Consider the following 13,105-nt stretch of genomic DNA (forward strand, 5'->3'; position numbering starts at 1 on the left):
ATCTGTTTCGGGCCAGTCAAACCTGTGCCATTACCTGGGCCGCCTTGTGGGCACTACTGCCGCCTAACCTGCACCAAGGCGGGCAACCATGGCCTGACAGGTTTGGCACGTTGCAACAAATGTAGGAGCGGCCTTGCGTCGCGATGCGCCGCGCGGGCGGCGCTCGATCTGATAGGCGCTGCAAGGGTTGCGGCGGACACCTGGTAGCCTCACTCGGTCAACGCCCAACAAACTTGACGGCCTGCCTCTAAAACTCCCTACCCAACGGCGGCCCCTTGAGTTCGACCCGATTGCCATCAGGGTCATAGCAATACAGCGAGACACCCTCGCCTTCAGCCCCGTAGCGTTTCTGCGCGGCCTCGACCCGTACCCCGGCATCGCGCAGCAGTGCGCTCAGCGACGGTTCGTCGAACGGCTCGATGCGCAGGCAGAAATGATCGACATTGTGCCCGGTCGGGCCGGGCTGCGCGCCGCCCTGGCGCCCCAGCGGGCCGTCGATCGCCACCAGGTCGATCAGGCCGTCGCCGGCCCCCAGGTGGATCATGCCCAGCGAATCCCGGCGTTTGCGCACCGGACAGCCAAGCAGTTCATGGTAGAAGGCCAGGCTGCGCTGCAGATCGCCGACGCGCAGGACCAGGTGGTCGATATGCAGGATGGTGAAAGCTGGCATGGCAGTGCTCCACGTTCAGGCTTTGTCTAGACCATAGCAGCGTCCCCGCCGACTGACCCTAGGCCGTCGCCGTCAATGGCCGACGGTGAGTCCGCCGCAGGTGCTGTGGGCCAAACGGTCTGGGGCGTGTCAGCCATCACCCTGGCGACGGCCCAATTATGTACCGCCCGAGACCTTGCCACCTGCACTTGAATGGCCGCTCCCCTTCATTGGAATGCGACCATGCATAGCATCGACCCGCCCTACCACCGGCAACAGATCCTGCGCAGCCTGCCAGGCTGGACCAGACAGCTGCAGCCAGCCCACGCTCAAAGGTTGTTGCGCCGCGCCCACCGGGAGCACGTCCAACCGGACGGGCAGCTCGCGGACTGGTTCGTCCTGGCGTCCCCTGTCCGACAAGCCGAATTGCGCCAAGCCATCAAGCAGCGTGCGGCCAGCAGCAAGGCACTGGCCAAGGCCTTGCAGGGCCTGCAGGGCATTACCGAGTTCTGCGAGCCTTTGCTGAAGGCGCGGTTGGGCGTTCAGGTTTCCCTCACGCAAGCGCAGTTCAGCCGTCAACCATTCACCCAGGGTCTGGAGGGCGAGTTCCCCGATCCGGATGCCTCCCATGACAGGCCTCGCCCTGCGATCCCGAGCGCACAACCGTCCGGCGCCGCCACCCTCACCAGCCTGCTCGAAGCCGCCCTGCACAACTTCGAAGGCATGGCCGAAGTCGGCCCCTTCAGCACCTTGCAGCTCAGCGTCGACGACACCACCCCGGTCCCAGGTCTGAGTACCAGCGCTTTTGTCGGCCACTGCCGTGCGCTCGACCTGGGCAAGCGCTATCAGCAGCACCTGCGAAGCTTCTATGGCGGTAGGCGAAAAAACGTGCTGCAACCGCTGTGGAGCCAGGCGCGGCGCGACGAACTCACCGCGCAGGCGCTGATCGCCCATATGCGTGGACACCTGACCGATGATGGTCTCCAGGCTTTGCTCCAGCTCTGCGCCAGCGACCAGGCGCCAGGTTACGGAGCGGCAACAGCCTCTGTGCGGACCTTGAGCATGCTGGGCACGCAACTGCACGACCTGTGGCTATTGGCGGCAGACGGACAGTCCGATCCCGTCTATATCGCCTACCTGCCCTTCGACGACGATCGGCCTGTACAGGAATTCATCAACCTGCTGGCCTTCGGCAGGTACCTGCGTCGCCGCTTGCTGGAGCCCGACTATCGCGAACGTTTTCTGGAACATGTCGCCCTGAAGGATCGCCCGGAGCTGGCAAGAAAACTCAAGGCCAGGTTGTTCGAAGGCCCACTGGCCGAAGTGACCCCTCTCGAGACACCTTCCCCGGCCTTTGCCGAGACCGAGCCCGCCACGCATCCCTGGCAAGGAAGGGAGATTGCCAGCGAATCAGATGATCAGTCAGCACCGCGTCCCGTCCGCTTCCCCGCGCTGGCGGTACATGAAACGCCCATTGCCTTCCCGGTGTGGCCCAAGCTGTTCAACGACCATGTGCAGCGGCTGCTGGACGACGCTCGCAGGGTAGCGGTACCGACGGCGGATATCGACACCAAGGCCCGGGAGGAACGCCTGATGCTGTGGGGCGAACGCGGCCTGACCCTGCTGGGGGTGGCGGCCATGTTCGTTCCGGGCCTGGACGTCGCCATGCTGGCCGTAGGCGCCGGCCAGGTGATGAGCAGCATCTTCCACGGTTTCGAGGCCTGGTCCGAAGGTGACAACGCCCAGGCCGTGAGCCAGGTCGAGTCGTTGCTCGTCAACCTCGGCAGTGTGGTCGCCATCGCCGGTGTCGCCAGGCTGGCCAAGGCCTCGGGCTTCGTCGACTGGATGGAAAGCCTCCGGCTCGATGACCAGGAACGGCTGTGGCAGCCTCAGCTCGCGCCCTATCGCAGCCCGGTCGAACTACCGGTGGACCTGCAGCCGGACGATGAAGGCATCCTGCAGTATGACGATCGGCATTTCCTGGAACTGGACGATGCCCTCCACGAGGTCCGCAAAGATGCCGGGGGGGACTGGCGAATCCTCCACCCGGACGATCCACAGGCCTACCAGCCACGCTTGCACGGCAATGGCAACGGCGCTTGGCGCGTGGCGCACGAGCGGCCTCAGGCGTGGCCTCGGGTCAAGCTGATGCGTCGTCTCGGCCCACTCTGCAAGGGGTTGACCGATGAGGACCTGCTGGCCGCACTCGACAGCAGCGGCCTGGAGCGTGGCGTGCTGGAACAGGCCCACGCCGACGGCAGACGCCCTGCGCCATTGCTCGAGGACGCCCTGCGACGGTTGAACGCCGACAGCACCGCCGACACCATCATCGCCCGAACCCGCCAGGGCCGTCCGCTGGCCGCCTACAAACAATTCGCCATCAGCGTACTCGGCGAACTGCCCGGCTGGCCCGAGGATGTGGCGCTGGAGGTGTTCGACGGTGCCGAGCCCATGGGCAGCGCCACCCGCTATGGCCGCAACCGGCTCGGCGACCAGGTGATACAGGTGACCCGCAGCGACCTTGAGAATGGATACCTGGCCAGGATCGTCCTGGAAAACCTGGACGAAGAAACGGTGGCGGCACTGTTGCCTGAAGGAACTCCAGGCGATCAACATCAACAGGCCTTGCAGACGCTGATGGCCGACCGGCTGAGTGCAAGGCGGGCATCGCTGTTCGACAGTCTGTACAGCAACCAGCCCAAGGCAGCTTCCCCCGCGACCCTGGCCATCGCTCGGCAGTTTCCCAGCCTGCCCTGGCGGGCACTCGACGAACTGGCCGGCCAGGCCAACAGTGCCGAACGGGACAGCCTGCTTGCAGGCCGGGTGCCGATGCGTATCGCCGAGGAAGCACGGCTGCTGCAAGCCCGCGTGCGACTGGACCGTGCAATTCTTGGCCTGTACCGCAACAGCCTGGCCAACACCGATAGCCAGCTCATCAGCGACAACCTGGTGGCCCGCCACCCGCAATGGTCCGCGCAACAGCGCTATCACGCGGCACTCGCCGACCGATCCGCCGCCGCCCGGCTGATTGGCCAGCAACCCATGCCCACCGGCTTTCGCTCGCCACTGCGGCTGAGCGATGGCCGGTATGGCTACCCGCTCAGCCCTGGGATGTTCGCCTCCCGTGCCGAGCGCGAGTTGCACGCCTTGTACCCCGGGCTCACGGGGCGCGAGATCCGACAATTGCTGGGCACCCTGCGCGCCAGAGGTAGCGCGACCGAGCAGATACAGGTGATGCGCACTCAACTGGCAGTGCTGCGCGAGCAACTTGGCGCCTGGGCCAGCGCAGGCGCCAACGACTGGGGCGAGGAAGTCGGCGCGTTTTACACCACCACCACCGACCGGCTGATCCGGGCCTGGCAACGCCTGGACGGCGAGATGCTCAGCCTGTCCAATGTCGCCCTCGATGCGCTGCCGCCGCTATCGACACGTTTCGATCACATCACCACGCTGACGCTGGAGAACCTCAATGTGATCGAGATACCCGCCGACTTTTTGCAGGCCTTCCCGTCATTGCGCCGAGTCGATGTACGCAGCAGCCCGCAACTCAGCGCCACATCGCTCCTGCGAGCGCTGCGCAATGCCCCGCAACTTCGAGAACTGCGCTTGAGCAGTGCGCGCCTGGGTCAGCTGCCGGTCACCGCCCACGAGGTATTGCCGACCCTGAACAATCTGCGCAGCCTGGAACTGCCCCGCAACCGTCTGACCCTCACCCTGGCGGACCTGCAGATGATCGCAGGCCTGCGCCTGGAGAACCTGGACTTGCGGGCCAACCGCATTGCGCTGGATGCGGACATGGCGGGCGCGTTCCGTTCAATGCGCGAATTGCGGCACTTGCACCTGACCCTGAATCCGCTGGGCCTCAGTCCAGACCTGAGCGGCCTGGAAAATCTGGCCACCCTGCGCCTGGACAGCGGCCAACTTCAGCAGTGGCCCACCGGGCTCAGCACCTTGATGCAACGCACCCCCTGCATGCTGCGCGAAGTGGACCTGAGCATGAATCGCATCGGGCAGGTTCCCGATTTCGACACCCTCCTGAACTCTGCCTATTTCGACCATCTGCTGGCAAGGCGCGCCAATTATCGCTGGCGCTTCAATTACAACCCATTGGATGAACGGACCCGAGAAAGTCTCAGGGTAATCGGCGCCTCCGTCGAGGAAGAAGCAGTCGCGGAACCTCTTCCAGCTTCAGCGCAGCGAACAACCTGGCTGAACAACGCCAGCAATGCCCAGCAAGCCACCTGGAACGCACTATTTGAAGGCGACCGCAATGCCTGCCTGCGTGATGTGGTCGAACAGGTCGGCATGTCGGCCAGTGCGCTGCGTCAACCCGAGGTCTTTGCCCGCCAGGTCTGGACGCTGCTTGACCGGGCAGCTGCCAGTAGCCGCCTGCGCAGGCGGCTGAACGAGGTGGCCGCCGCATTCCCGGTCAGTTGCGGTGATGCCGGTGCCGATGGGTTCGGTACGCTGCAAATCGAAGTCATGGCCTACGATGAAACCGCAGGCATGGAGATTGCCACACCACCTCTGTTCCAATTCTTCCGGCGCCTGTTCCGGCGTGATCAGGTGAACGCCCTGGCACAGGACCTCTATAACGCGCGACTGGCGCGGCGCGATGCACTGCGAGTCTTGGACGCCTGGCAAGCCCGGCCGCTGGGCGAGCGTGGCGCCAGGCCTGCGCTGCCGGACCTGCATCGCTTCGATACGCTGTCGGACGACGTGTTGCACAACGGCCTGGGCGAAGGTCTGGATCTGATCGAGATCCGCCTGGCCCTGCGCACCCGCTTGTCGAGGCGTCTCGATTTCCCCGAACCGCAGCAGGAGATGCTTTACCGGCAAACCGCCGAGGTCTCTACGTGGACCGAAGACGCGGTACATGACGAGGTCGAGATACAAGACGCCAGCGCAGACTTGCGTCGCCAATGGATCTCCCGTCACCCAACCTGGCGCCGTCTACTGCGCCGGGAGTACAGTAACCGCTTCGATGCGCTCAGGCGCCGCTGGGACGTCGGCTTGGATTACCTGGAAGGCAATGAACTGGACGACACGCTGGAACCCCCGGTAATCGAGGCCCTGACCCAGGCACTGGGCCGCAGCCCCCTTGGCGAAGATGGCCAGCCCCTGCGCCAGGCCATCACCAACGAGCCTTACATCGCGGGCATGAAACGCATGGCCCTGGGCCTGGAGGAGGACGAAGACGGCCTCTACCTGCGCCTGACCACCCGCCGCGATCCCAACGACTGAAGCTACTGGCCGCGCAGGTCCTCGAAGAAGACCTGCCGGCCCTGCACCTGGCTTGATGCGCGCGGCTGCCCGGCAGCCTCGCCGCTGGCCTTCTCCACATGCCAATAGCAATGGCGGACCGCCCGGGTGACCGCCACATAGGCCAGGCGCTGCACCTCTTCCTTCTGCGCCGTGTCGAACGCCTGGGCATCACCTGGCTTGCCCAGGCCGGCCAGGCGGTAGACCTGGTTCTTGTACGGCGAGCTGGTCAGGTACTGGCAATCGCCCAGCATGAACACCGCATCGGCCTGCAGGCCCTTGGCACTGTGATAGGTCAGCTGGCGCAGGCGGCGCTGGCCATGCGGCAAGCTAGAATCAGCCTTAATAACTGCCGATAAATGCTGTTCAATCAATAACTTATCGCTTGTTTTTCGAAACAGCATCATGACCGTTTCGCCACGCTGATAGTGTTCGATCACGGTTTCGGCCAGTGCCGCCTCGTCGCGGTCGAAGACCCGAACCGGCGTCAGCGCTAGCTCGGCCGCAGGCCCCGCGGCCCTGGCCTTCTTCCCGGTGATGGCCGGCGCGCCTTTGACCAGGTGCTCGGCGGCATCGATGATGTGCTGCTGACTGCGGTAGTTTTCCACCAGCATCACCCGCGTGTTGGCGGGGGACAGAAACGCCTTGGTGAACTCCATGAAGTACTTCGGCGAGCTGCCGCGCCAGCCGTAGATCGACTGCCAGTCATCGCCCACGCACATCAGCGACGAATGCTGCGCCACCCGTCCGGCATGCAGGGTCGGCCCACGGCGGCGAATCTCGGTCAGGCTCGCACGCAGCCAGCTGACGATCTGCGGCGAGACATCCTGGAACTCGTCGATCATCAGGTGCGCCAGGGGGCGCAGCAGCGGGTCGGGCAACAGCCCGAGGTTCTCCGGGTTGTTCTCGCCGAACAGGGCGAACATGCGGTTGTAGGTCATAACCGGCGGCGACTGGGCCAGCAGATGAGCCTCCAGCGCCTTCCAGTACAAGGCCAGGGCTTCGAAGAAGACCGCATCGGTGTCGCCGGACGGGAAACTCATGGCCGCCACTGCGGCATTGACGTCCAGGCCCAGGTTCTCGATAAAGCTTGCCGCGGTGACGAAGGCGTCGAGCAGCGGCGCCGGGGCCAGCTCGCCCTTGACCTTGTACTCGAAGCCAGGACCCGCCACGGCATCACCCGCCAAGGATGCCGCCAAGCGCTTTGCCGATGAGTAGTTATCAAGCCATATCAATGGCTTATCACAGAAAGCTTGAAACAGGGTGCGTTTAACCGCCCATTCCGCACGCACCGCCAGCTTGGCGCCAGGGCGCTGGTACTGGCCGCTCTCGGCTGGGTCGAAGCCCAGTACCACCCAGGCATCCAGCCCTTCCAGGCGACCGTGCACATGGAAGCGGCTGCCACGGATCTGCACCGTGTCCCGGCACGGCTCGATGCCCTTGATCGGCCAGGCGCCGGCGGCGAACCACAGGTCCTCGATCACATCGCACAACTCCTCGTCGCGCTGGGCCGCCAACTGGGTCACCTGGGCGCGTTTCTGCACGTCCGGGTGATCCGGATCCAGCGGTTTGAGCAGCAGGGCTTCCTGGCGCAGCGCCCCGATCAACTGGGCAAAACGCGGGCTCTGGCCCATCAGGTCGCGGTAGCACAGGTTGAGTTGCTGGCGCTGGGCGTCGTTCAGGCGCAGGTCGAACGGATTGCTGTCGGCGCTGGCCTCGCTGCCAACGGGCATCTCGCTGCCCAGGGTCTCGAACGCCCGTACCTGGGCGAAACCCGGCAGGCTGCGCACCAGTGGCAGGATGCGCGAGTGGAAGGTGCGCACCAGCTCGCGCCCCTGGGCCGGTGACAGCTCAACCTGCCACAGGGCGAACACCTGCAGCAGGCGCTGGATGAAGTCCTTGCGCGACTCGCGGGTGAAGGTCACCACGGTCAGGGCATCGAGTTCGAAGCCCAGGTAGTGGCGCAGCAACAGGATGCGCAGCACCAGCGAGGTCGACTTGCCCGCCCCGGCACCGGCCACCACGCAAGTGGACGGCGTGTCGCTGAAGATCAGCTTCCACTGCGCCGCGCTCGGTTGCGCCTCGGCAGGCAGGCGCTGGGCGACATCGGCCTTGAAGCGCTTCTTCAGCTCGGTGGTCAGCGGCAGGCGCCAGTCGTCAAACAGGTTGTCGTCCTGGCCCGGCACGGCGACATGCTCGGGGCGTGTATCGCGGATTACCAGGACCTGGCGCCCGGCCTCATAGCCATCCACCCGGCCCCGCTCATAGCCTTCGCGCAGGCCGTCAGAATGGCCGTTGCGCTGCCCCGTGGCGTGGCCCAGGAACCAGGAGTCACGGTGCTGCGCCTGCAGGCGCGACAGGCCACGCCCTAGCAGGCGGGCCGCCAGGCGGCGCAGCCAGGGCAACTGGGCGGGCGGGGTCAGGTCGGCCGGGGCCTGGGGATGCTCGTGAGGCACGGTCACTCCATTGAAAGTCGAAACAACGGGCATGTTCGCCTCATCCACGCAAAAGTGCCAGCGAATGCTTATGGATCAGGGCATTAGGCGATGAAACGCATGCTGATTCACACCAAATATTATCGAATTATCAGATCATACAAAGCCGATATTTACGCTTTTTATCGATCTATTAAAGCCGCATCATGGCCCCATTCCACCGAATCAGAGGAGCATCACCATGCTGCAACTGCGACCCTTCGAGAGCCTTGGCCACGCCAACCACGGCTGGCTGGACGCCCACCATCACTTCTCGTTCGCCGAGTACCATGACCCGGCGCGTGTGCACTGGGGCAACCTGCGTGTCTGGAACGACGACCTGATCGCCGCCGGCGCAGGCTTCCCGCCTCACCCGCACCGTGACATGGAGATCATCACCTACGTTCGCGAAGGTGCCATCACCCACCAGGACAGCCTGGGCAACAAGGGCCGTACCGAGGCCGGCGACGTGCAGGTGATGAGTGCCGGCAGCGGCATCGTCCACAGCGAGTACAACCTGGAGAAGGTCGACACGCGGATCTTCCAGATCTGGATCATCCCCGAGAAGGTCGGCGATGCGCCGTCCTGGGGTACCCGGCCGTTCCCCAAAGGCGAGCGTGGCGAGGGTTTCGTGACCCTGGCCAGCGGTCGCGAGGGCGATGAGCAGAGCCTGCGCATCCGCACCGATGCACGTCTGGTGGCCGCTACCCTGCGCGCCGGGGAAAGCGCCGAGTACCGTCTCGATGAAGGGCGCCGTGCTTACCTGGTACCGGCCAAGGGGCTGGTCGAAGTGAACGGGCTGCAGGCCAAGGCGCGCGACGGCGTGGCGATCGAGCAGGAGACGGTGCTGAAGGTGACCGCGCTGCAGGACAGCGAGATCGTGCTGGTGGATGTGGCCTGATCCACCTCGAACACGGGGCAAGCCCACTTGGGTTTGTCCCGCGCTTTGGCTAGCCTCGCCGCTTGAGCGTTTCCGACGGCAACTCACCGAAACGCTGGCGATAGCTCTCGGAAAACCGCCCCAGGTGCAGGAAGCCGTAGTCCAGCGCCAGTTCGGTGACGCTGCGCACCGCGCAGCTGGGATCGCTCAGGCAGGCCTGCACGCGCTCCAGCTTGCGTTGGCGGATGTACTGCCGGGGCGTGGTGCTCAGGTGGCGATCGAACAGCGCATACAGCGAGCGCACGCTCATGTTCGCCTGCTCGGCCAGCGCCTCGGCGCTCACCTCCAGTTTCAGGTTGCGCTCCACATAGTCCAGAATCCGCTCCAGACCCATGCCCGCCCCGCCCAGCGTCTCCATGCGCACATTGGTGGTCATCAGCGTCAGCAACTTGCTGGCGACGATCTGGCTGTAGTGCCCCTGCACCCGCGGCAGTGAGCCACTCACTTCGGCTTCGTTGCAGATCATGCCCAAGAGATTGAGGAAACCGCCCAGTTCCTCCAGCCGGTAGTGGTTGCGCAGGAAGCGCACACCGCCGCTGGGGCGCTGCCAGCGTTGTTCGGCGCAGATACTGTCGAGCAGGTGCACCGGCAGCTTGAGGATGAACTTCTCGCAATCCTCGGAATAGGTCAGGTCCACCGGGTCGTCCGGGTTGATCAGCAGCAGCTCGCCCGGCACCAGGTGGTGCTCGCGCTGGTGCCCGCGCCACAGGCAATTGCCGTTGAGCAGCACCTGCAGGTGGTAGATGGTTTCCAGTGCCGGCGAGGTAACGCGAACGCTGCCGCCGTAGCTGATGCGGCACAGGTCCAGCTCGGCGAACTTGCGGTGGCTGAGACTGGCCTGGGGGTGGGTGGTGCGGGACAGGCCGATATGGTGCTGGCCCACATGCCGGTTCACATAGTCGGACACGGCATAAGGGTCGGCGTGGTGGAACACGCAGCTTTGCTCGCTCAGCAGGCGGCTTTCCATGGACAAGGCACTCGCCATCGTTATTGTTATGGGCGCCGCCTGCGGCTACCGAGGGGTGCGCAGGTGGTCGTTCACGGTCATTCTATTCAGCCGCGCGGTGTGTGTCGGGGCAGGTGACGGTCGGCTGGCAAAGCCCACACTAAGCAAAAACCCGGGGTCTGGGCAATGCGCAGGCGACAAACGCCGGGCGGACAGCGGACAGTGACCGGGTCAGCTTGTGCGATCAGCGGACATGGATCATTGCACCGGCAGGAAATTCATCAGCAGCAGGCTCTGCGCATAGTTCAGGCCGATCCGTCGGTAGCGCTCATCGAGCATCTGCGCCAGCAGGTCCAGGCGGGCGACGACCTTGCCGAACTCCACGGCGAAGCTCAGGTTGCTGCCCTGCTCGGAGATCTCGTTGGAGAACAGCAGCAGCACGCCGTTGGCATCCTGGCGCTGGCTGAGCATCCAGGTGGCCTTCTCGATGTTGCGGGCAGCGTTGTTGATGAACAACGGGTCAAGGGTGTCGGTCATGTAGAACTCGGTGCGCCCGCCATGGGCGGTAACCAGCATGCTGCCGATGGCGTAGATGAACGCGCCGACCCGATCACCGCGAAATTCAGGGCTCAGGGCGTAGCTCAGGGCCGCCAGGTCACGGCGCTCGCCCAGTTGCGGCAAGGGTTGGCGCTGCTCGATGGCGATGCGGATCTGCCGCGCCGCCGTGGTGGCGTCGAGGTACCCGGACTGTTTCCACTGGCTGGGGTTACGCAGGTACAGCTTGTTCATCAGCAAGTAGAGGCTTTGCAGGTTGTCGCGCATGGCCAGGGTCGCCATGCGGTCGACACTGGTCTGGAACAGCTCGTCCGGCTTGCCGTTGCCGAACTGGGTGAGCATGTCGCGCCCCTGTTGCTGGGTGCAGGCGGCCAGGCACACCAGGGTACCGGCCAGCAGCAGGCGGCGGGGAAACTGAGCATGTCGTCGTACGGCCATCGGCACCGGTGGAAGTCGTCGGCCCAGCCGGGGATCGGCGGGGCCTGGCCATGCATAGAACGCACAAATGCGAAAAAGTGCGATGGCGAGGCCGATTGCGGGCGCACAGCCTTACATGGCGTGACGCAGCATCTCCACCACCTGCGCGTGCAGCGCCGGATCGCCGCAGGCCACCACGCAGCCACCGTCCTGGGCCGAGCTGCCATCCCAGGCGGTGATGACACCGCCCGCCCCTTCGATGATCGGCATCAGTGCCTGCACGTCGTACGGCTGCAGGCTCGCCTCGACGATCACATCGACGAACCCCGAAGCCAGCATGCAGTAGGCGTAGCAGTCGCCGCCGTAGCGCATCAGCCGCGCCTTGCCGGCGACCGCCTCGAAGGCCGCCTTGCGTGCCGGGGTGTCGAACATGTCAGGGGTGGTGCACATCAGCGTGGCCGAGGCCAGGTCGACGCAGGCGCGGGTCTTGAGCTTCGTTTCGCCGCGCCATGCGCCTTGCGGGGTGCCGATGAAGCGCTCGCCGGTGAACGGCTGGTTCATCACGCCGACCACCGGGCGCTCGCCATCGTTGAGAGCGATCAGGGTGCCCCACAGCGGCAGGCCGGTGATGAAGGCTCGGGTACCGTCGATTGGGTCGAGCACCCAGGTCAACGGGCTGCTACCCTGTGCGGCGCCCTGCTCCTCGCCAAGGATGCCATGCGTTGGATAATGAACCTGGATCAGCTGGCGCATGGCCTCTTCAGCGGCCTTGTCGGCGACCGTCACCGGGTCGTACAGGCGTCCGCCCTTGTCCTCGACATCCAGGCTGGCGCGAAAGTACGGCTGGATCGCGGTGGCGGCGGCCTCGGCCAGCTGTTCGGCGAAATGGCGGAATTCGACGATCTGGTCAGCGCTCAGGGACATGGGGCGGGCCTCGTGATGGGAAAGGATCGGCATCATACCCGACTGCACGATAAGGCGGATGCCCGGCGGGATCGATGATATTGTTATGCCATTATTCCTGCTTCATTTAACCGTCACTCAATCGTTGTACTAGGATAGCAAGCAGCTCCAACGGCCCCGCCGGCAGTCAAGGACGCTGGTCACTGGCGTGCGCGGGCCCTTTGTTCCAACGCCTATCATGGATGACACGATGAATTCGCACCTGCTCTTCCCGCAGATCGGCAAAGTCATAGCCAGTACCGGCAGCCGCCATTTTCCGCGGTATCTGCACGACCTGATCCAGACCCACCTGACTATTGATGCCACACACATTCGCCAGTTGCGCGACCCGGTTTGCGCCACCCGCCCGGACGCGACGCTGATCAGCGAGACGGTGTTCAGTGCCGGTGATTCGGGCGAAGACTTCGACGACCCTGCCCGCCTGCACCTGGCGCGACGCAAGGATGGTTACCGCTACGAGATCACGGTGTTGCGGGCTGACCCGCGGGTTGGCTTTTCGGCGACCGAGCGCAGCCGGCTTGAAGACATTTCGCCGTTGCTGATGCCGATGCTGGAGAAGCACATCAATGCCTTGCAGCCAGTTGCGCCTGAACCGGTGGATGTCGACAGCCTTGGACAGCGGTTTCTCGAACGGCTGCGCCAAACGGGGATCAGCTTGTCGGAGCGGGAGATGCAGGTGTGCGAAGGATTGTTGGCCGGGCGTACGGCGCCGCAGCAGGCCGAGCATTTGCGGCTCAAGGTCAATACGGTGGAGAGCTACTTGCGCAGGGCGGCGATCAAGTTGGGGATCAGTGGGCGGCATTCGTTGATGAGGTGGATGTATGCTGAGGGGTGAGTTGGGTTCTTTGGTGCTTGTTTTGAGTTTTTTATGCGCATTCGTAGAAGATATCGACATTTAG

General features: G+C 64.5%; 8 protein-coding genes. 3 read left to right on the forward strand and 5 right to left on the reverse strand.

The features are described from left to right. Positions 1-247 precede the first annotated feature (247 nt). Positions 248-670: a VOC family protein gene (locus tag NMG10_RS02410; RefSeq protein ID WP_203646423.1), complete on the reverse strand. Its 423-nt coding sequence runs from the start codon at positions 668-670 to the stop codon at positions 248-250. Between the two features lie 222 nt (positions 671-892). Between NMG10_RS02410 and NMG10_RS02415 the strand changes: the two genes are divergently transcribed. After that, the gene (locus tag NMG10_RS02415; RefSeq protein WP_254463759.1) at positions 893-5,893 is read left to right on the forward strand and encodes a DUF6543 domain-containing protein; all 5,001 of its coding nucleotides are present in this window, start codon (positions 893-895) and stop codon (positions 5,891-5,893) included. A gap of 2 nt (positions 5,894-5,895) precedes the next feature. Here NMG10_RS02415 and NMG10_RS02420 read toward each other — a convergent pair whose 3' ends face one another. Further along, complete coding sequence (locus tag NMG10_RS02420; protein WP_254463761.1) at positions 5,896-8,400, reverse strand: UvrD-helicase domain-containing protein; 2,505 nt, start codon at positions 8,398-8,400, stop codon at positions 5,896-5,898. A 187-nt stretch (positions 8,401-8,587) separates the two neighbouring features. Between NMG10_RS02420 and NMG10_RS02425 the strand changes: the two genes are divergently transcribed. Continuing rightward, on the forward strand, positions 8,588-9,286 hold the full coding sequence (locus tag NMG10_RS02425) for a pirin family protein (protein WP_203646415.1): 699 nt from the start codon (positions 8,588-8,590) through the stop codon (positions 9,284-9,286). Positions 9,287-9,335: 49 nt separating this feature from the next. Here NMG10_RS02425 and NMG10_RS02430 read toward each other — a convergent pair whose 3' ends face one another. From NMG10_RS02430 to hisN, 3 genes are all read right to left on the reverse strand, one after another. Beyond that, entirely contained in the window at positions 9,336-10,292 is a 957-nt protein-coding gene (locus NMG10_RS02430; protein WP_203646413.1) for an AraC family transcriptional regulator, read from the reverse strand. Positions 10,293-10,529: 237 nt separating this feature from the next. Next, the gene (locus tag NMG10_RS02435; protein WP_203646410.1) at positions 10,530-11,264 is read right to left on the reverse strand and encodes a hypothetical protein; all 735 of its coding nucleotides are present in this window, start codon (positions 11,262-11,264) and stop codon (positions 10,530-10,532) included. Between the two features lie 111 nt (positions 11,265-11,375). Continuing rightward, the gene (gene hisN, locus NMG10_RS02440; protein WP_203646408.1) at positions 11,376-12,167 is read right to left on the reverse strand and encodes a histidinol-phosphatase; all 792 of its coding nucleotides are present in this window, start codon (positions 12,165-12,167) and stop codon (positions 11,376-11,378) included. A 229-nt stretch (positions 12,168-12,396) separates the two neighbouring features. On the opposite strand from hisN, the gene NMG10_RS02445 reads away from it, so the two are divergent. After that, positions 12,397-13,041, forward strand: a complete 645-nt coding sequence (locus tag NMG10_RS02445) for a helix-turn-helix transcriptional regulator (protein ID WP_232856980.1) — start codon at positions 12,397-12,399, stop codon at positions 13,039-13,041. The last annotated feature ends 64 nt before the right edge of the window (positions 13,042-13,105 follow it).

Origin of the sequence: Pseudomonas sp. DVZ6 (assembly GCF_024259445.1) — a bacterium.
Classification (GTDB): domain Bacteria; phylum Pseudomonadota; class Gammaproteobacteria; order Pseudomonadales; family Pseudomonadaceae; genus Aquipseudomonas; species Aquipseudomonas peradeniyensis.